The following is a 19591-nucleotide window of genomic DNA, read 5'->3' on the forward strand; positions in this document are numbered from 1 at the left end:
ATAAGCGCAAATTAATTCTACATATTTCCCCTCGGAATACCAACATATGAAGATAATATCAACATCGAAAATTTTTGATCAAAAACGCCGAATTTTATTGAATTTAACATACGACTTTTGTGATAAATTGAGATTTAAGTTGTGTCTGTTGGCTTCAAGTTATGGATATAAGTTTAATGAAATCCTAATTCGAGACTTCAAAGTCAATATAAAATTATCCTAACAATATGCTTCATTGCGTTTGAGAATTTCTATAATACGTATTGCCGATTTATTTATTTCAAAGATCACTCTGTAATCACCAACTCTAAGCCGATAAAATTCCATTCCTTTGAGTTTTTTACGTCCCCTTGACCTGTACTATCAAATTTATCTAACGCAAAAAAGATCCTTTGTCGCATATCTTTAGGAATTTTTTTAACTTCTTTGACCGCTTTCGTTTCTCATTCAATCATTTAGAATCTTTTTAACTCTTTCTTGAGACAAAAATTTGGCAGAATTTCTTTCCTTCCTTTTTTTGAAATTCTTAATAGCTTTTACTTCATCTTCCAAAGGCTCGTCTTCTTCAATCGAATTTACGACTTTAATTATATCTTTGTTTGACGCTAAATTGTCTATGTACTTTTCTATAGCTTTTCTCACAATATAACTTTTAGGAATCTCAAAATCCTTAGAATACTTTTTAAGTTTTCTTTCGAGATCTTCTGAAATTCGTACAGATAAACTTCCCATGTTACACCTCCTGTATCACATTGTACCACATTTAGAATTGAAAAATATTAGAAATCTTATCACTATATCGTACCTCTACTTTTGGCTGTATGAACTCTAAAACATCTTATCTACCAGCATCTATCATCTTTTTTCTGAACGTAATTTTAGCTCGTTGTATATTCTCTTTGAAGTGGGTGTTATTGATAACCCACCAAGTCCGGTACAGCGTAATTCCAAAGGCAACATTCTTCCAACTTCATCCATTGCGGTAAGCGTCTCGTCAAGAGGAATGACTTTGTCGTATCCTGCTAAAACCATATTGGCAGATGCTATTGCATTAACTCCCGCCATAACATTCCGACCCAAACAAGGCCATTCTACCCTGTCAGCGACCGGATCGCAGACCAAACCAAGTATATTTTGTAAAGCAATAGAAGCTGCATCAACGGCTTGCACTGCACTTCCATCAACTAATTCCACAAGACCGGCAGCAGCCATACCTCCTCCGGCACCACATTCAACCTGGCAACCGCCAACTTCAGCAGCAAAACCACTTTTTTCGGCAATAAAAACACCAATTATTCCCGCGGCAAGCATGCCTTTTGTCATCTCATCGATATTAAGCCCCAGCACTTCAGATGCGCCGATGATAGTACCTGGCAAGCCACCACACGCGCCCGCAGTCGGCGCTGCCACAATCACTCCCATCGAACTCTTAACCTCCATCATCGAAGTAATATAAGATATTACTTTGTTTGTGACATCACCCGGAATCAATTTATCCTTGTTCTTTTCGATTAAATATGCCTGTGGACCTAAAATCCTATCTTCGTAAGAAGTACCTCTGAGGCCCGCTTCAATCGACGATTTCATTAAAACGACGATCTCCTTCATCTTCTCAAAAACTTCTTGTTGAGATATGTTACCTCTGGCACTTTCATACATCACGGCTAATTCCCATAGTTTTAATTTTTTTTCTGATGCGATTTGAAGCATTTCCTCAGCACTTCTAAACGGCACTGCACAGTTTTTCCTTGACATAATAGGCAAAATAGGCTCAAGTTGTATGATATTTCTGATCCTTCCAGTATTCTGAATTTGTCTGATTACATTAACCGGTAACCTGTAGCCGGTCTTAATGTCTATTAGTCCGCTTTTGCCTCTTAGAGAGTAATCGCAGAAATCGAAATTCTTAATTAAAGTCATTATTTTTTCTGTCTTTTGCTTTAATTCTATCTCATCAACATCTTCCACAAATATTATCGTTTCATAAAAATCTCCGGCGATACTCACTTCAAGTCCTTCGATTTCCTGAATCTCGATCATACCGCCACCAACTGAAATAGCAGTAAGGTGTAAAGTCTCATTTATATCGTTTATGAGTGTCATTCTGTACGTATTGGGATGCTTGACCTCATGATCTACAATCTTGAAATTAACCTTAATTCCTTTTTGTATTGCTAAATCAAGTGACTTAGGTAAACGATCATCTGTCGGATTCAAGCCCAAAAGTCCACTAACCAAACCTATATCTGAACCATGCCCATGATACGTTGTTGCCAGAGAGCCCTTTGAGTCAAATTCGACGGTGGCATCCTTGAGATCTCCCTTAACCATTTGCCTAACAAGGTTACCAATCCTGTTAGCCGCAGCCACATGTGAGCTTGATGGTCCTCTCATAATAGGCCCTATAACATCGTTAAAAATACTTGCAGGCTGTTTAATCATTTATGTGTGCCTCCATTGCTGTTTCGATAAACTACGCTAACTCCAAACCCTTTAAAATTTCATCGATATCTTTCTTATCCTCATCGCTAAGAGGCAGTCTTGGCATCCTTGCATTTCCACCACTGAAGCCCATCCTGTCCAGACAATACTTAACGGTTTGAGGTGCCTTTCCTTTATATTCCAAAAATTGAAGCAGAGGCAACATGGATTTGTAAATCTTCCATCCGCCATCAAAATCTTTCTGTTCAGCCACTTTTTCAAAAAGTTCAACGGCTAACTTCGGTGTGACATTACCTATAACCGAAATCCATCCATAAGCGCCCATTACAAATGACTCAAATGCCAAATCCTCCCATCCGCAGAAAACCTTAATTTTATCACCACATAGAAGTTGGATATGCCGAAATCTCTTAATATCTCCTGTACATTCCTTGATGTAGCCGAGATTAGGATGATAATCCACCATCCTTTTTACAGTTTCTGGCTGGATATCCACTCCTGTTGTAAATGGGTTGTTGTATATCATGATCGGAATATCTATCGCATCGGCTATTGAAGCGAAATGATGAAATATTTCTTCCTGGCTGGGTTTACAATAATAGGAAGGTAAAACTAATACACCTTGAGCACCCATCTTTTTGGCACTTTTAGCGTAATATATGGCTTTTTCCGTTGCTTCGGCAGAAACGCCAACTATTACGGGAACTCTTCCTGCAACGGCGTCGAGAACTGTAACCATACTTTTTTCTCTTTCATAATCCTCCAAACTTGCAAACTCTCCGGTGCTACCGTTAACCACTAAACCATGAATGCCTTCCTGTATTTGCCACTCAACATTTTTTTGTAATCCTTCATAGTCAACTTCACCTGCAGAATTGAAAGGTGTAACCAAAACTGTGTATACTCCTCTGAACATCGTCTCTCGTCCTTTCATATGAAATCTACTTTTTAATATTTTCAAAGCAATTCTCACATATCAAACTTTATTGTTTGATCCAGTTTAAGCCCAATTCTCTTAATTTTTCTGGTTTCGGAACACCATTTAAATCCCAGCCTCTTGCTATGTAATATTCTTCTAACATCGCATCGTAATTTTGAATTGCACTTTCCGGAACAGTCGCATATTTCCCAAAATCCGGAACTTTTTTCACACGTTGAGGAATCTCGTCATCTTTCCTCGAGATCCCCTCCCTTATATCAAACATACGTTGAAGATTGTAGATTCTTTCTCCAATTTTCAAAAGTTCTTTCCCGTCTATATCCCATCCTGTAAGAGTGGAAAGTGTTTTTGATATATCATCTGGCGTGAGACCCGCGTAAATGTAAAATTTACACAGCCCTATAACATCTGGAATTACTCCAAAATCATGAAGTAATTTCGAGGTCTTTCCTTTTCCCTTTTCTTCAAACCTATCAACTTGTTTTGGATCTTCAAGACCATAAGGAATTAAACCAAAATCAACTTTGTAAGCATCGTAAGCCATGCCTTCTATTGGATGAATGTGGCTCATTCCTATGTTTCCGACACCATAAGTTAGTGCCAATGCTTTTCCAGACCTTGGATCGTGTGCCGCTCCCTCTAATCCCTTAACATTGATGGCAAATTCTTCAGATCCTTTTCCAATAACTTTTGAAGCCTTTTTTACACCATCTGCAAGAATATCACCTATACCTTCGCGACGGGCTATTTTACCTATCATTTCTATCGTGGAATCCATGTTTCCCCAATCCATGTTTAAACCATCGAAATCAGATTTGGAAAGAATCCCCTTTTCATAGCATTCCATTGCAAATGCAATTGCCGCTCCGGTAGAAATCGTGTCAAGCCCATATTCATTGCAAAGATAGGTCGCATGAACGGCCGCGTCCATATCATCATTCATTATGAAAGCGGTAAATGCCGATATTGATTCATATTCGGCCCCTTCATGTACCGGCGTTTTCCATTTTCCAGATTCAACTTTAGCAATTCTGCCACAAAAGAGAATACATCCCTTGTAACACCCATGAGATCCTACAAGATTGTGCTTTTTGAACCGATCGTATAACTCCTCACCTTTACCCCATGAGTTCGAGTGCCAGTTCTTTGTTGGCCAGTCACCTGCATTGTCACATTTACCGAGATCTCCTGTCGTTCCATTCAACTTAAGTCCAAGATTATCCGGATTGCTCAGCAATTTTTGAGAAGATTCACGACATGAGGAATAAAATTCCTGAGGATGCGCTACAGGTATTTTCCCATTGCCCTTTACCGCTATTGACAACAAATTCTTTGAACCAAGCAATGCACCCGCTCCTGTACGTCCGGCTGCACGTGAGCCTTCTCCGAACATAACACTTGAATAAAACACTTTGTTTTCTCCCGCAGGCCCTATGGCGGCTATTTCAAAATCTTTCCCAAGTTTTTGCTTAAGGTAAGATGTTTTTTGACTTGTTGTCAATCCAACGATCTCAAATGCGTCGTGTATTTCAATTTTATCATTTTCTATTACAAGATATACAGGGTTAGACGAGTGCCCCTCTATTATCAAAATGTCAAAACCAGCCTTTCTTAACATTGGCCCCCAATCACTTCCGCTTCTCGCTTCTCCCCATATGCCTGTCAGCGGTGATTTAAAGCATAAGTTCACACTTCCAGATCCCGGAGCTGCCGTAGCCGTCAATGGCCCTGTTGAAAAGATAATTTTATTTTCAGGAGATAAAGGGTCCACACCTTTTTGAAGTTCAGTGTAAAGTATTTTGGCAGAAAGGCCTGCACCGCCAAGATACATTCTTGCATCATCACGATTTAGGTTTTCAATTGTGGAAGTTTTGTTTTCCAGATTCACCCTTAGTATCTTTCCGGCATATCCAAAAAATTCTTCCATAAGATCATCTCCAATGTTTTTTAGACAAATCTTTCTCGAGGTACTCTCTTCCTTCATAAGCGGCGTAAAAGAATTCTTCCATATTTTCAAGTGTTGCTTTTCTTGGATTGTATCCAGACATTGCGTACATTCTTTCTGAACGTTCAAAGATATATTTAGCGATCACCGGAATATCCTCTTCTTTCATTCCATAAGATTTAAGGTTTGTGGACATATCGAGATCTTCAAGAAGATCAAATGTTGACCAAATGGCAGATTCTGCCGCTTTTTGATCGCTCATCTTGCATGTATCAACACCCATAGCCTCAGATATAACGGAAAGTTTTCTCTCGGCATAAGAACTTTTAAGGTTAAACCAATAAACGTAAGGCAGTAAAACTCCACATGCAGCTCCGTGAGGAATATTGTATTTCGGTGAAATACCTTCCGATGCGGCATGACCCAGCGTTGCCGGTCCGCCAATCCAAGGGAAACTTATAACTATTCCACCTAACATCGCTGCCATGGACATATTCCATCTTGCTTCCAAATTCTCTCCTTGATGGTATGCCATTCTTATATTTTCGGCCACCAATTTTATACCCTCAATGGCAAGTCCGTCTGAAAAAGGATTTGCCTGCTTTGATATTACTCCCTCGGCACAGTGACTTAAGGCATCTATACCTGTATTTGCAGTCACCCTTTGCGGAAGATTGATCATAAGTGAAGGATCTAAAATTGCAGCATCTGCAAGTATCATTTTACCCGTAATCCATGTTTTGGCGCTTCCAACGTAATTCTCTGGTATTATAACAACAGCCGTATTTGAAACCTCGCTTCCCGTTCCAGCAGTTGTTGGAATGAGCAGTTTTGGCTTTGAATGAGTTAAAATTTTGGTGCTCGGTGCAAAATAATCTTCTGCTCTATCTTCGAATCCGCCAAAACAGGCTGCAATTTTTGCCCTATCCAAACTACTTCCTCCTCCTATGCCAATGACAAGTCCATAATCTTTTTCAGATGCTTCTTTTATTACCGAATTCACCTGCTCTTTTGTCGGTTCAGCCACATCCGAAGCGTATATTTTAAAATTTAAATTATTTTTTTCAAGCGAACTCGATAGTTGATCTATGAATCCTGTACTTAACAAAAATTTATCTGTCACGATAAGTACTTCCTTATTCTTGGAAATCTGCTTGGATACTTCTCCGGCCTTATCGATAGTGTTAAATCCGAAAAGTATTCGTGGTGGTAAACCATATTCATCACTTCTGTTTAACCAGTAATTTAGGAAAACATCTTTCATAATCTTCATCTCCCTTTAATTTATTCTTTCAAACCAGTAGTGACGATCCCTTGTACAAAAAGATTTTGAACCGCAAAGAAAAGAATTAGAACAGGAGCAAGCACTATAATAGTTCCTGCGGTTATTATGCCCCAATTTCTTGTTGCACCTGTAGTCATAAGCATCTGAAGACCTATTTGCGCTGTCTGCATACTGTTGGAATTTATAACAACAAGTGGCCAAAGATAAAAATTCCAAGCGTAGACGAAATTTATCACTATAACGCTCCCTATCATGGTTTTTGAAAGTGGGATAAGTATCCTTATAAGATATCCCATCGAACTTGCTCCATCTATTCTTGCTGCATCTTCAAGTTCTTTAGGAATTGTTAAAAAATACTGACGCATTAAAAATACACTTGTTGCACTTGCGATAAATGGCACCGTAAGCGCCCAATAGGTGTTCACCCAGTGAAAATTGACCATTAATTTATAAAGTGGGACTATCATTATCATTTCTGCCGGCATAAAGATCGTGACAAAAAGTAAGGCAAAAAGTAAAGCGGAACCTTTGAATTTGAAGTTCGCAAAAGCATATCCGGCAAGTATGCCGAATACAGTTTTACCTGCAACTATGATTACACTCATTATTAAAGTATTGATCAATAATCTTCCAAGTTTTATCGAATTGAAGGCATTAACGTAATTTCCCAAATAAAATGTATTCGGAAAAATTCTTGGAGGATAAGTAAAAACCTCAGAAGGTGTTTCAAAACTCATGGTTATAGACAAAAGTATTGGTAAAAGCATTATTATAGTTATAATTATCAGAGTTACTTCTTTTACAACTACATGAACGTTTCTTCTTTGTTTTTTTGTCATTGATAGTGCACCGCCTTTTGACCAAACTTGAAATACAGATATGTGAAAAATGCCATGATAAGTATTAAAATAACAGATTCAGATGAAGCCGCTCCATTGTTGAAATAAAAAAATCCTTCCCGATAAACTTCATACATCATTGTTGTGGTAGTATTTGAAGGACCTCCTTCTGTCATAACGTCTATAGCAGCGAAAGAATAAAAAACAGAAGACGATATATTCATAATTATAAGAAAAAATGTTATAGGTGATAAAAGAGGTATCGTTATCTTAAAAAATTTATTTACAGAATTTGCACCATCTATTGTTGCTGCTTCATAATAACTTTGAGGAATCGATTGTAAACCTGCAAGAAAGAATATAACATTGAAACCTATATTCTGCCATACAGTTGCTATCATTACAGCGATCAAAGCCAGTGGATATGTTGTAAGCCATTGAGGTTGTATCTTAAAAATTATCAAGAAAAGATAACTTACGTATCCGGAAACAGGACTTAAAAGAAAAGCCCACAAAACCCCTGCAACAGCCGGAGATACGGCGTAAGGAGAAAATAACAAAGTTCTGAATATCCCGATTCCCGGTATTTTGTCGTTCAAAAGTATCGCAAGCAGTAACGAAATCACAAGTCCTACAACAACTGTAACAACAACGAATATCAATGTTGTATAAACAGATTGGATAAATCTACCAGATTGAAAAAGTTGCAAAAAATTTTCCAATCCAACAAAGCGACTACTTGTTCCAAAGGGTGAAACCTTGTAAAGGCTCATAAAAAAACTTTGATAAGCGGGATAATATATAAAAATACTGATTATTAAGAATGTTGGTGCAAGTAATAAATACGGAATCAATTTTCTTGACAAGATCATCACTCCCTATAGAAAAGAGGGTATCAAGAAGATACCCTCTTTTAAAAGATTTATTTAGTAAAGTGAGTTATAATTTGCAAGGTCTTTGTCGGCTTGATTTTGAGCCTGTTGCAAAGCTTGATCAGCCGTCATTGATTTTGAGAAGACGTTAGAAAAAGCATCACTTACAGCCGTTCTTATATCAGGCATGGCACCAGATAATGCGCCACTTGTTGCCGCGTCCGGAGTAGACATAAGCAGTTGAAGGACAGCAACTAAGAATTCAGGATTTTGAGCATAATATCCCTGATAAAGAAGTTTTATTATCGAATTTCTGTTTATCGGGAAGTATCCCGTCGCAGCACTCCATTGAGATTGTGCATCGGCACTTTCAAGGAATTTTAAAAGATCCCAAGCGGCTTGCTCTCTTTGAGTGTTATGTGTATTTAACATCCATAAACTCGCGCCACCGACTATAACACCTCCATAAGGAACACCAGATGGATGTGGAAGGAACATGACTCCAACGTTGAATTTATTTCCTGCGCCTTGAAGCATCATCGTTATATCTCCAGTGGTATCTATTAACATCGCGGCTCTTTGAGACAGAAATAAACTTTCAGCGTTGTCCCATCCTGCTCCTGCATTTATAGCAGATCCATTTTGTACCATTGTGTTGAAGAAATCAAGAACTCTTACGCCTGCAGGACTGTCAAAAACGGCTTTATCCGCTCTTCCTGTACGACCGTTGTTGTTATTCAAATAAAGAGCATTCTGTACCGCAAGGAATTGTTCAAAAAACCATGCAATCGGCTCTGCCGTACCAAAGGTAAAACCATATTGAACGGTATTCCCGCTGCTATCTTTGACTGTTAATTTTTGAGCATCGGCAATGAATTGATCGAAAGTTGTTGGAGGATCGTTTGGATTAAGTCCCGCCTTTTCAAATAGATTTTTATTGTAATATATAACCGGATTAGAAGAATTGAAAGGCATGCTGTAAAGTTTTCCATTGTAAGAGTAATAATTTCTCGCAGCCGGAATTATTGTATTGATATCGAAAGAAGGATCTTTGTCTATCATATCCTGAATAGGTATTACAACTCCACTGTCCATCATAACCTGTGTTCCAACATCATAAATCATTACAAGGTCTGGTGGATTTCCTCCCTGAACTGCCGATATGGTTTTTGTGAGGGTATCATGATAACTTCCAGTATACAGAACGTCAACTTTTACGTTCGGATTCAAAGCCGTATATTGATTACAAAGATCTTGAAGCGTTTTTGTAAAAGTTGTACCCGCTCCCTGCCAAATATACAAGGTTATAGGTGCTGCAAAGATCACTGAAGCGAGGATCACAAACACGGTTACCAGTAACAGTTTACGTAACATCTTAACCATCTCCTTTTATTTAAAGATAGTGCTTTTAACATTAACTAATATGCACTTTGATCTTTATCCCATTTTTATCTACTTTTCTTTAAGATTAACTTTTATGTGTATAAAGATTACGTATTTTTCCCTCTTATTTAAAAAGAGCCACACACAAAATGTGCGTGGCTCTCTCTTATTCTCTGCCTTACGTACTTTGTAAGTATATCATAGATACATTTAAATGTCAACATGCCGATATAAATGTACAATATATTGTTCATAAATTAAGAAAAATATAAATCGTCAATAAAAATATATATTTTTATAACTTAAAATTTTAGATTATTTATTATAATTGACGCAATATTATTATCTTTGGAGGTGTTTTAATTGGCAAAAGTCAGTATTAACGGGAAAGAAACTGCGGAAGAAATCGCGCGCGAATCTGACAAACAACTCAGAAAATCTCTCACACTCCAGGATCTTTTCTTTTTATCGTTGGGCGGAATAGTCGGATCCGGATGGCTTTTGGGAGGTATAGCCGCTGCTGGTGTTGCTGGTCCTGCTTCTATAATTTCATGGATAATAGGTGGAGGCATAGTGCTTTTCATAGCACTTACATTTGCCGAGATAACAAGTGCTTTGCCAAAAAGCGGAAGCATAGTCCGATATCCACACTACGCTTATGGAGGATATGTCGGATACATAATGGGATGGGCGTATCTACTTGGAGCCTTAACAGTTCCGGCAGTTGAATCAGAGGCTATTCTTTCTTACGCATCGACTTACGTAAAGGGCATTTTTCATACGGTAGGTGGTGTATCCGTTTTGACACCTCTTGGTATATTCTACGGTGTGCTTATGTTGATCGCCTTTTTCTTCATTAACTGGTTTGGAATAAGATTTCTTGCCAAATTCAACACGGTTATGACGTGGATCAAATTCATAATTCCAGTTTTTACTTTTGCTTTTCTGTTTTTTGTACTCAACAAATCAAATTTTGTAAATTATGGCGGCTTTTTCCCAACAGGAGTTGGCAGTATCTTTTATGCCATTCCAACTGCAGGTATAGTATTTTCTTTTCTCGGGTTCAGACAGGCATTGAACTTTGGCGGTGAAGCCAAAAACCCCCAACGAGATATACCGATAGCAACTATTTTATCTATCGTGGTATCCATATTTTTATACACCATGTTGGAAATCGCCTTCGTTGGAGCCCTGAAATGGCCTGCCGGAGTTAATTGGTCTACTCTTACAACCAGTTCTCTGAGTTCTGCACCTTATTTTACGGAATTGCAGGATGCAAATATAGCACTTTTTGGAGCCTTTGCGTACTTTCTGCTCATAAGCGCTTTTGTTTCGCCTGCCGGAACCGGATGGATATATTCAGGCAGCAGTGCACGTACACTGTATGGTATAGCCGCAGATGGATACTATCCTGTTTCTTTGCTCAAAATACATAAAAAGACAAAAATTCCTTACATCGCACTTATAACTGCAACATTGCTTGGTATGATCTTTTTCCTCCCATTTCCATCATGGTACCTTTTTATAGGATTCATATCGAGTTCAATGGTCCTAACTTATTTGATGGGTCCTGTCATGCTTATGACTTTCAGAAAACATGCTCCAAATCTTTATAGACCATTTAAATTGCCTTATGCCTCTTTGATAGCTCCAATAGGCTTTGTCGCTGGTGCACTGATAATGTACTGGTCAGGCATTTCAACGCTTACGATGGTTTTCTACACCGTCTTGCTTGGTATACCTGTTTTTTATCTTTTGTACGCGCCAAAAAAACTCGATCTTCCCAAAAAATTCGCTTACACCGTTGGCATCGTCGAGTTTATATTGACTGGCTTTATCCTCGTTTTCAACTACCTATTTGTACTTTATCCTGCTTCCAAAGAATCAATGAACACAAAAACAGATTTCTTCTTGATTGGACTGGTTTCAATGGCCATTATTTGGTTCGCATTCACAATGCTTACGGCATCAAAAGTTTCGGAGAAATATAAAATACTCTTTACAAGTTCGTACTGGTTATTTGGAATGTTTTTTGTAACAGAACTTGTATCTTATTTTGGTGCATTTGGAATGCGCACAATTATACCATTTCCATGGGATACTATCTTGATGATAGGAGTTTATCTTGTAATATACTTTTTTGCACTTAAAGCGGGACATAAAACTGAAGACCTTGAAGTTGCAATTGAAGAGGTGAACAGATCATCAAATCCGGCTAAAACCTAAGTTACATGCTTGACAGGATGATATTCAATGTGAGAATATATTCAAAGAATGAATAAAAAAACTTTGCTTGATTTTACGTCGTTGGTTTCTTCAAGGGCAATATATGCGCTAAATTGGTACAACATATCCCCGCTCTATATTTTTATAGAGTCTTCTTTGGCTATTCCGCTTTCAAAGTTGGGAGAAATCCCAACATCTTTTTTGATCGGAGCGGGCATATTTCAAATACCGTCGGGCCTCCTTGCAGCCAAAGTGGGAAATAAACGTGTCGCTGTATTAGGAATGTATTTGCTTTCGGTGATGTCTATTTTATCTGGATTAAGTTGGAACCTTTCATCTATAATGATCTTTAGATTTTTTGTGGGTGTTGGAGCTGCCATGTATTTCTCGCCAGCCCTGGGCATAATAAAAAACGTCTTCTCGGATAAAAGTAAAGGTCTTGCAATGGGCTTTTACAACGGAGCCTTTAACTTCGGTGCCGGAATAGGTATTGCCGTCTGGAATTCAATAGCGCTTCTGGCAGGATGGCGATGGGCTCTTATTTTAGGAGGTATTATAGGCATTGCCATAACGATAGAAAACCATGCTTTACTTCCTCCGGATTCTATGAAAAAAGAGAAAATCGAATGGGAAAAGGTTATTGGAAATAAGGATGTATGGTTTATTGGCCTTAGTCTTGCCGGATTTTGGGGCGCTTTTTTCGCATCAGCACAATTTTTAAGTCCATATCTTGTAAAAACGCGGGGAATGAACGGAGATCTCGCCGGACTTGTTTCTTCGCTTACTTTAATTGCCGGAGCCTTTGGTGGCCCTTTGATTGGCATGGTATCGGACAAATTAAAGGGAAGAAAAAGTTTTATGATATTACTTTCTCTCGTTACGTGTTTTCTCATATCGACTATTTTTCTTACAAATGGTGTCACGATATGGATTTACACAACGCTACTTGGTTTGTTATCGGCAGGGATATTTTCGGTACTTTACGCAATTCCGGCAGGATACAGAGAAATACCGGAACGTCTTTTGCCGCTTTCAATTGCACTTATAAATTCAATCCAGATTTCTGTTGGATCCGTGGCACCGTATTTGTTTACATTCACCGCATCAAAATTTTCTTTTACCATTGCATGGATATCACTTGGAATATTTTTGATAGTTTTTCTTCCTTTCGCGAAATTCGCAAAGGATGGGTAAAATGATCTTTTATATTAAAGATGTGAGATTATAATAAACATGATAAACTTGAAAAGTATACCAAACAAAGTTCAAATTCCGAATCGTAGCGATGGCAGGCGTCCTCTCGGTGTCTGGTCCTCGCGTTGCTGCGGAGGCCAACCTCGAAGACATCCTGCCCTTCGCTACAGTAAATAAACATTCGGCTTTTAAAGTAGTTTTAGTATATGAAAAATAAAATGGAGGTAAAAAATGAAGGATGAAAATTTTTCTAATCCGGGTGCGGTTGGATTAGGTGGATTTGCTTTAACAACATTTGTTCTAAACGTCGCAAACGCAGGACTTGTTCCTCAGGCTTTACTTGCGGCATTACCCTTGGGAATTTTTTATGGAGGGCTTGCCCAATTTATAGCCGGTTTGTTCGAATTCAAAACAGGCAACACATTCGGAATGACAGCCTTTACAGGATACGGTGCTTTCTGGATGGCCTTTGCATTTCTCATGTATGCTCCCACAATTCATCTCATGAGTCCAACCGATTTAGGCCCTGTGCTTGGCATAACCTTTGTTTCATGGACTATTTTCAGCGCCATAATGTCGTTGCTTTCTTTCCGAACAAAAGATAAAACGACCATATCGATCTTCATCCTTGTGTTTTTTCTGTTTCTTTTACTCGACATAGCCCAATATACAGGTAGCAAAATCATGACAACGGTGGCAGGATACGAAGGAATAGTAACAGCACTTGTAGCGTGGTACGGTATGTATTTAGCGATAAAAAGCCAATTCAATTGATAGGGATGATAAGAATGTCGGAAGAAGAAAATAAAAACTTCAATTCTGATGAAGAGAAACAAATTTATCTTTCTCCTAAAGAACTTGTAACCTTTGCTTTGGGAATCATCGAAGAAAAAGCATGGATATCGCTTGGCTTGATAAGAGATACTGACGGCGAGTTCCATAAATCAAAAGAGGACGCTAAAATGCTTATAGATTTGTTTGAAAAGATGACCGAAGCGTTGGAAAGCAAAGTCGATGAGAATGAAATTAAAGAACTGAAAAATCAAGTGGCAAATCTTAAACTGAACTTTGTCAATCAATTCAAGTGAATTAATCGTGGCAAATGATGACAGTTTCAGGATCAGAGTTCTTATAGTAACTTCTTTGGGGGCCTTTCTAACCCCTTTCACGAGCAGTTTGATAAGTTTCGCCGTACCAAAAATAGCAAGCACTTTTCATTCAAATTTCACAGATATAGTATGGGTGCCGATGGCTTACTTGATCGCCCTGCCGACTTTTATGATCCTGCTTGGACGTTTGTCCGATATGTACGGCAGAATTAGATTTTACAGAATAGGGTTCATCGTTTTCTCATTTGGGACATTGCTTGCTTCAATTGCGAGCAACATTTACTTTTTGATATTGTCAAGTTTCGTTATGGGCTTCGGGGGTGCTCTGATAGGCACGAATTCAACGGCCATTATAAGCCTTGTCTATCCAAAAGAAAAAAGAGGATGGGCTCTCGGCATAAATGCCATGTCGGTGTATCTGGGCCTGACCATGGCCCCCGTTTTAGGCGGAATACTGACACAGTTTTTCCCGTGGCAGGCTATTTTTATCATAAACATTCCAATAGCACTTGTCGCGCTGGTCTTAACTTTCATTTACATGAAAAGGACAAGAATTGATGAAATTAGAAAGAAAGAAAAGATAGATTCAATAGGCTCTTTGATCTTCACGGGTAGCATTTTCTCAATCGTACTTTATCTGAGTTTGGGACAGATATACAATTTTTTCAGTACCATATATCTTCTTGTTATAGGACTTGCATTGATTGTCACATTTGTCTTCTTTGAAAGGCATATAGAAAATCCAATGTTAGACATTTCGTTGTTTACCACCAATAGAACTTTTTCAGCGGCAAATTTTACGGCATTTTTGAATTATGTAAGTACCTTTTCCATAACTTTCATATTTTCGATTTTTTTGCAAATAATCCTTGGATATTCACCATTTTCCGCCGGAATGATTCTCATGATAGAACCTATTTTAATGGTCGTTTTTTCTCCCATAAGTGGAAAGATGTCAGACAAATATGGATCACGGGGCATAGCCTCCGCCGGAATGCTTATAATAGCAATTGCCTTTTTCATTTTGGCCTTCATAAACGGCAAAAGCGGAATTTTGTCGATGATAATTCCTCTTGGAATACTTGGAATAGGTTTTGGATTATTTTCAGCACCAAACACAAATTCTGTCATGGGATCTGTGAGTTCAAACAAAGTCGGGGTTGCTTCCGGCACACTCGGAACGATGAGATTCACAGGCCAACTTTTGAGTCTCGCACTTGCAAGCGCCATTTTATCCGTAAGCATCCCACATTCAATGCTCATTCAGATTTTTTCAGGTGTAACGGTTAAGTCCGGAATTGATGCGTCAACATTTGAAAATGGCTTTAGGGCCATCATGATCTTTTCTGGAATACTTAGTCTTATCGGATCTTACACATCGCTTCTGAGAACAAAAAGGCAGATCACAAATAAAAATGGCGATGTGTAAGCAGTTGACGGGCATATGAAAAAAAGGGATTAGACATTAGGGAATAGAGAAAAACATTTAACTTTTTTGAATTTGAAAAAGCAGATCAAAGGTTGATTTAAGTGCCTGCTTTATTTCTTTTACTTTGTTTTTATCCCAAAGATCCGGATCCGATCTTAAAAATGTCGTTCTGTCAGATCCGTTATCGAAAATGCCCAACGGGATCATAAATTTCTTTGAATCCTTGATGACCGTCACCGTGTTTGACTTTTCAGAGATTTTTTCAAGCCAGAAGATATCATCCGTGCCGTATTCTTTCAACATAACTTCTATCGGAACGCCATGATGCAAAATAGATCCCGGATCATCCGGATTAGCCCTTTCTGAATTTTTTCTTCTTGATTCTGCTGGAGTTACCCAGTTATAAAATATGACGGATTTCCGGAGAATATCATCATCAAGTTGCGCAAGGGAATGAGCGTATCCGAATGGAAAATCAAGCGGCATCTTTGAGCCGTCCGAACCACCTCTCGCAAATTCTATCATTATGGTCTTACCTTCAAATGTCTCGGGATATGTTTTGTACTTTTCTTCAAGCAGGTCTTCGGCATCTTTTTCGATGGATTTAGAAATTTGGTCTAAGATATCCTTTCTTAATTTTTGCAATCTCGGTTGAATTCCCACCTTTTGACCGGCCATATCTATTCTTCTCATCACAAAATGCGAAGGTAATTCATCCTTGAACATGCTCTTTTGTTTCAAATCCCGATAATCTTCGTTAAGTAAATGCACAAGCGTCAGCCAATCTCTCGGATCGATAAACGGTTTTTCATCCGAAAAATAAAAAAGTCTTGGCTGATTTATGTTTTCTAAGGATTCATCTATCTTTCGCATGATGAAGACATATGGAAAATCATCCATGTCTATCGTTTTCCCAATGTGAAAATCTTTTTCCAGTTCTTGATCTGACATGCTTGCCATAAGCCTTCTTATTTCAGACTTGCCTGACGCCGGAAGTCCGAGTAATAAAACAATATCGAACATCTTCATAAGATCACCTGCTTTGCATGAATTTTTCTTACAAACCATATTTGAACGGACGCAATTGCGCCAAGAATTCCGAGTGCCATTATTCCAAGACCTGTTAAACCATTTGCGATTTGAATTGCCACACCGCCAAGCAAAGGTCCAACGCCAAAGATCATACCTATTATTGCCTCATGAAATCCACCCTGCTTTCCTTCATCTTCATCCTGAGAATTAAGACCGTAAAATATGGCGTAAGTGTAAGGAACGGCGTAACTCATGCCGGCAAACAAAGAAATAAGAAAAAAGATAAGAGGAGAAATGGGCATGAATATAAGGAAAACAGTCATCGGGAAAACCACCATAAAGATCATAGATATCTTTGGATTAGCAACCCAAATTTTGAACCTTCCAAGTATCAAAAAGGTCATTAAAACTCCTATGTTTGCACCCACTATCAAAAAACCGCTAAGTCCTATTGGTAGGCCATTCATACTTATGACTTTTGGGAAAAGCGAAAGTACCGCTGAATAAATAAGGCCTGATAAAAATAGAGTCAATCTGTAGACTTTTCTGTAAAGACCTATTTTGGGGAAATCTATAGGTTTGGATGGAATTTTGAGACTGTTGACTGGCCTAAAGTTTATGGATTCACCGTGTTTCTTAAAATCACGTCTTAAGATGTAAGAAGCGACAAAACTCAAGATGATTCCATATCCGAAAGTAATGTAAGGATACCTGACTATCAAAAAAGGACCCAAAGCCATGCCTATTATATTTCCAGTACTCCAAGAAAGCGTAAATCTGTTTATTGTGGCCGCCGGATCAACTCCGATTTGCCTTTCCCTTTTCGAAAGCAATCCTTCTATCTGTGGAAAAAACGTTCCGAAAAAGAAATTAAGACCTACCGCAAAAATAAAGAGTTCTGCGATGGTAGACCAAAAGAATCCTAAAACGTTAAAAGCACCAAAGATCATCGTGGCAAATATCAACAATTTTTTTTGACCAAAACGATCTCCCATTCTTCCAAATAAAAGACTTGCCGTTATGTAAGACAACGCTCCGGCGAAATTTATAAGGCCTATCGTTGAAAAAGGCAAACCCCATTTTGCGGCAATAGAGTTTATGGCCGATGTTAGTAAATAAGAAAGTATCGAAAAATTATTGGAAAACAGGTGATAAAGATGAAAATAACTTCTTTTCACATGATCACCGAAGAAAATTGAGACTCATGATTCTAATTTTTTTTTCAAGATATTTTTAATAAGTTCAACTTCGTTTGTTATAACCATATAAGCCTCTTTCTCGATGGCATATTCCATTTCTGCTTTATCGTTAACCGTCCAAAAGATTATCTTTATACCTTTATCTTTTCCGAACTCAATGATATCATCCATTTCTTTCAAACCCTTCGCGTAGACGGGGAGATTGTAAGAAAATATACCGAGTTCAACACTTTTCTTTTTTATCTCTGAAATTTTATCTATATGACTTTCGTCAAAAAGAAAGCCTAATTTCAAACTTTGATCGAGTTTCCTTGCATAAGAAATACTTTTATGATTGAAGGAAGAAACAAGCACCCTGTCTGGATTTCTGTTTTTGATGAATTTCACTGTCTTTTCGACAAGTTCATCCGAATCTATGACATCGGTTTTAAGTTCAACGTTTATTCTAAAAACAGGACCTATCAGATCGAAAACCTCCTCAAGCGTTGGAATCTTTTGACCATGGGAGTTATACTTTCTGAGCTCTTCCAAAGTCATCTCGGAAATGAGACCTTCTCCATTAAAAGTCCTATCTATCGTTTCATCGTGACACACGACAATTTTCTTATCTTTTGTGAGATGAACGTCCAATTCTATTCCATCCGATCCGTATTCAATGGCCTTTTGAAAGGCAAGCAAAGTGTTTTCAGGATATTTTGCGCTGTATCCTCTATGACCGTAAACTAACATATTTCACCTCCGATTTATCCTATTTTAGCATACTAAGTCAGTTTCAAATTCCGAATCACCGTTCCGGCAGGTGATTTGGCACACAGCACGTGGCTCGTGGCACGTAGAATTGGCAATTTTCAATTGACAATTGTCAATTTAACAGACTGTTCACTCTTTACTCATCACCACTCACTGATTGAGGCATCCTGCTCTCCGTTTATAGTAAATGACTATTCGACTTTTAAAATGAGTTTGATATACAATCAGTTTTCTTGAAGAGCCGGTGGGGGTATGTCATATGTTTTCATCTTATCACCTTCCTTGTGATATTATATACTTATACGCTTGAGAAGGAGGAAAAAAATGGAGATCAACGATGAACTCATAGATCATCTTGAAAACCTTTCAAAATTAAAATTGAAAAGTTCAGAAATAGAAAAGATGAAAACGGATATGAATGAAATTCTCGAATACATGAAACTTTTGGACGAAGTTGACGTAAGCGGATACGAACCGGTTTTTACGCCCATGGAAGATCCAATGATTCCAAGAGAAGACAGATCAGATCAACAAGATCCATCTCAAATTTTAAAACTCGTTCCACACCTTAAAGATGATCTTGTTTTGATTCCATCGATATATGCAAAATGATGGGAAAATCGGAGAAGATATAGCATCTGAGTATTTAAATTCTCAACACTACAAAATTCTAAAGCGAAATTTTAGGACAAGACTCGGAGAAATAGACATAATAGCAATCGATAAAAAGACCCTTGTTTTTGTTGAAGTGAAATACGGATCTGCCGATGCTTACCTAAGGGTTAACCAAAACAAATTCGAAAAAATCGCACGTACGGCAAATGCTTTCATAAAAATTCACGGAGACTTTAAATCTGAAAGTTACAGAATAGACGTTATCGCAATTTCAAAAGATGGAAAAATTAACCATTTTAAAGACGTTGCGATGGATTTTTCGTGATGGAGG

At 38.1% G+C, this 19591-nt stretch carries 18 protein-coding genes and 1 pseudogene; 7 read left to right on the forward strand and 12 right to left on the reverse strand.

All coding sequences use genetic code 11. The annotated features are described in order from the left end of the window. Positions 1–219: 219 nt before the first annotated feature. The 9 genes and pseudogenes from ACP5NR_RS02990 to ACP5NR_RS03030 form a co-directional block, all read right to left on the reverse strand. Positions 220–339 (reverse strand): annotated as a pseudogene (locus ACP5NR_RS02990) (type II toxin-antitoxin system RelE family toxin); the annotation flags it as partial. 108 nt (positions 340–447) lie between these two features. Continuing rightward, positions 448–732, reverse strand: coding sequence for a ribbon-helix-helix domain-containing protein (locus ACP5NR_RS02995; protein ID WP_428005945.1), 285 nt, complete (start codon positions 730–732; stop codon positions 448–450). A gap of 123 nt (positions 733–855) precedes the next feature. Continuing rightward, complete coding sequence (locus ACP5NR_RS03000; RefSeq protein ID WP_428005946.1) at positions 856–2442, reverse strand: L-serine ammonia-lyase, iron-sulfur-dependent, subunit alpha; 1587 nt, start codon at positions 2440–2442, stop codon at positions 856–858. A 31-nt stretch (positions 2443–2473) separates the two neighbouring features. Beyond that, complete coding sequence (gene dapA / locus ACP5NR_RS03005) at positions 2474–3358, reverse strand: 4-hydroxy-tetrahydrodipicolinate synthase (protein ID WP_428005947.1); 885 nt, start codon at positions 3356–3358, stop codon at positions 2474–2476. Between the two features lie 67 nt (positions 3359–3425). Further along, positions 3426–5309: an aldehyde ferredoxin oxidoreductase family protein gene (locus ACP5NR_RS03010; protein ID WP_428005948.1), complete on the reverse strand. Its 1884-nt coding sequence runs from the start codon at positions 5307–5309 to the stop codon at positions 3426–3428. A 4-nt stretch (positions 5310–5313) separates the two neighbouring features. Then, positions 5314–6591: an iron-containing alcohol dehydrogenase gene (locus ACP5NR_RS03015; protein WP_428005358.1), complete on the reverse strand. Its 1278-nt coding sequence runs from the start codon at positions 6589–6591 to the stop codon at positions 5314–5316. A gap of 20 nt (positions 6592–6611) precedes the next feature. After that, complete coding sequence (locus tag ACP5NR_RS03020) at positions 6612–7451, reverse strand: carbohydrate ABC transporter permease (RefSeq protein ID WP_428005357.1); 840 nt, start codon at positions 7449–7451, stop codon at positions 6612–6614. Continuing rightward, complete coding sequence (locus ACP5NR_RS03025) at positions 7448–8173, reverse strand: carbohydrate ABC transporter permease (protein WP_428005949.1); 726 nt, start codon at positions 8171–8173, stop codon at positions 7448–7450. The genes ACP5NR_RS03020 and ACP5NR_RS03025 overlap by 4 nt, the downstream gene beginning before the upstream one ends. Positions 8174–8377: 204 nt before the next feature. After that, on the reverse strand, positions 8378–9697 hold the full coding sequence (locus ACP5NR_RS03030) for an ABC transporter substrate-binding protein (RefSeq protein ID WP_428005355.1): 1320 nt from the start codon (positions 9695–9697) through the stop codon (positions 8378–8380). Positions 9698–10069: 372 nt separating this feature from the next. On the opposite strand from ACP5NR_RS03030, the gene ACP5NR_RS03035 reads away from it, so the two are divergent. The 5 genes from ACP5NR_RS03035 to ACP5NR_RS03055 all read left to right on the forward strand — a co-directional run bounded on the left by ACP5NR_RS03035 (position 10070) and on the right by ACP5NR_RS03055 (position 15664). Then, positions 10070–11932 carry an APC family permease gene (locus ACP5NR_RS03035; RefSeq protein WP_428005354.1) on the forward strand — a complete coding sequence of 621 codons (1863 nt, stop codon included), beginning with the start codon at positions 10070–10072 and terminating at the stop codon, positions 11930–11932. A gap of 48 nt (positions 11933–11980) precedes the next feature. Further along, on the forward strand, positions 11981–13126 hold the full coding sequence (locus ACP5NR_RS03040) for an MFS transporter (RefSeq protein ID WP_428005353.1): 1146 nt from the start codon (positions 11981–11983) through the stop codon (positions 13124–13126). 231 nt (positions 13127–13357) lie between these two features. Then, on the forward strand, positions 13358–13900 hold the full coding sequence (locus ACP5NR_RS03045) for an acetate uptake transporter (protein WP_428005352.1): 543 nt from the start codon (positions 13358–13360) through the stop codon (positions 13898–13900). 14 nt (positions 13901–13914) lie between these two features. Next, positions 13915–14214 carry a DUF1844 domain-containing protein gene (locus tag ACP5NR_RS03050; RefSeq protein WP_428005351.1) on the forward strand — a complete coding sequence of 100 codons (300 nt, stop codon included), beginning with the start codon at positions 13915–13917 and terminating at the stop codon, positions 14212–14214. 7 nt (positions 14215–14221) lie between these two features. Next, entirely contained in the window at positions 14222–15664 is a 1443-nt protein-coding gene (locus ACP5NR_RS03055) for an MFS transporter (RefSeq protein ID WP_428005950.1), read from the forward strand. A gap of 57 nt (positions 15665–15721) precedes the next feature. Here ACP5NR_RS03055 and ACP5NR_RS03060 read toward each other — a convergent pair whose 3' ends face one another. The 3 genes from ACP5NR_RS03060 to ACP5NR_RS03070 are packed head-to-tail and all read right to left on the reverse strand — an operon-like array spanning position 15722 to position 18624. Then, positions 15722–16693, reverse strand: a complete 972-nt coding sequence (locus ACP5NR_RS03060; RefSeq protein WP_428005349.1) for a hypothetical protein — start codon at positions 16691–16693, stop codon at positions 15722–15724. Beyond that, the gene (locus ACP5NR_RS03065; RefSeq protein WP_428005348.1) at positions 16690–17874 is read right to left on the reverse strand and encodes an MFS transporter; all 1185 of its coding nucleotides are present in this window, start codon (positions 17872–17874) and stop codon (positions 16690–16692) included. Before ACP5NR_RS03065 ends, ACP5NR_RS03060 begins: the two co-directional genes overlap by 4 nt. A gap of 24 nt (positions 17875–17898) precedes the next feature. Next, positions 17899–18624, reverse strand: coding sequence for a glycerophosphodiester phosphodiesterase (locus ACP5NR_RS03070; RefSeq protein ID WP_428005347.1), 726 nt, complete (start codon positions 18622–18624; stop codon positions 17899–17901). 345 nt (positions 18625–18969) lie between these two features. Here ACP5NR_RS03070 and gatC point away from each other — a divergent pair, with 345 nt between their 5' ends. Both gatC and ACP5NR_RS03080 read left to right on the forward strand, forming a co-directional pair. Further along, positions 18970–19257 carry an Asp-tRNA(Asn)/Glu-tRNA(Gln) amidotransferase subunit GatC gene (gene gatC / locus ACP5NR_RS03075; RefSeq protein WP_428005346.1) on the forward strand — a complete coding sequence of 96 codons (288 nt, stop codon included), beginning with the start codon at positions 18970–18972 and terminating at the stop codon, positions 19255–19257. Next, on the forward strand, positions 19247–19585 hold the full coding sequence (locus ACP5NR_RS03080) for a YraN family protein (protein ID WP_428005345.1): 339 nt from the start codon (positions 19247–19249) through the stop codon (positions 19583–19585). Before gatC ends, ACP5NR_RS03080 begins: the two co-directional genes overlap by 11 nt. Positions 19586–19591: the final 6 nt, after the last annotated feature.

It is taken from the genome of Athalassotoga sp. (genome assembly GCF_049965695.1).
Taxonomy (GTDB): Bacteria; Thermotogota; Thermotogae; order Mesoaciditogales; family Mesoaciditogaceae; genus Athalassotoga.

Coding starts and splice junctions, on each gene's coding strand:
- ACP5NR_RS02995 (WP_428005945.1), bottom strand. CDS start 732: ATGGGAAGTTTATCTGTACGAATTTCAGAAGATCTCGAAAGAAAACTT.
- ACP5NR_RS03000 (WP_428005946.1), bottom strand. CDS start 2,442: ATGATTAAACAGCCTGCAAGTATTTTTAACGATGTTATAGGGCCTATT.
- dapA (WP_428005947.1), bottom strand. CDS start 3,358: ATGTTCAGAGGAGTATACACAGTTTTGGTTACACCTTTCAATTCTGCA.
- ACP5NR_RS03010 (WP_428005948.1), bottom strand. CDS start 5,309: ATGGAAGAATTTTTTGGATATGCCGGAAAGATACTAAGGGTGAATCTG.
- ACP5NR_RS03015 (WP_428005358.1), bottom strand. CDS start 6,591: ATGAAAGATGTTTTCCTAAATTACTGGTTAAACAGAAGTGATGAATAT.
- ACP5NR_RS03020 (WP_428005357.1), bottom strand. CDS start 7,451: ATGACAAAAAAACAAAGAAGAAACGTTCATGTAGTTGTAAAAGAAGTA.
- ACP5NR_RS03030 (WP_428005355.1), bottom strand. CDS start 9,697: ATGTTACGTAAACTGTTACTGGTAACCGTGTTTGTGATCCTCGCTTCA.
- ACP5NR_RS03040 (WP_428005353.1), top strand. CDS start 11,981: ATGAATAAAAAAACTTTGCTTGATTTTACGTCGTTGGTTTCTTCAAGG.
- ACP5NR_RS03045 (WP_428005352.1), top strand. CDS start 13,358: ATGAAGGATGAAAATTTTTCTAATCCGGGTGCGGTTGGATTAGGTGGA.
- ACP5NR_RS03050 (WP_428005351.1), top strand. CDS start 13,915: ATGTCGGAAGAAGAAAATAAAAACTTCAATTCTGATGAAGAGAAACAA.
- ACP5NR_RS03060 (WP_428005349.1), bottom strand. CDS start 16,693: ATGAAGATGTTCGATATTGTTTTATTACTCGGACTTCCGGCGTCAGGC.
- ACP5NR_RS03070 (WP_428005347.1), bottom strand. CDS start 18,624: ATGTTAGTTTACGGTCATAGAGGATACAGCGCAAAATATCCTGAAAAC.
- gatC (WP_428005346.1), top strand. CDS start 18,970: ATGGAGATCAACGATGAACTCATAGATCATCTTGAAAACCTTTCAAAA.
- ACP5NR_RS03080 (WP_428005345.1), top strand. CDS start 19,247: ATGCAAAATGATGGGAAAATCGGAGAAGATATAGCATCTGAGTATTTA.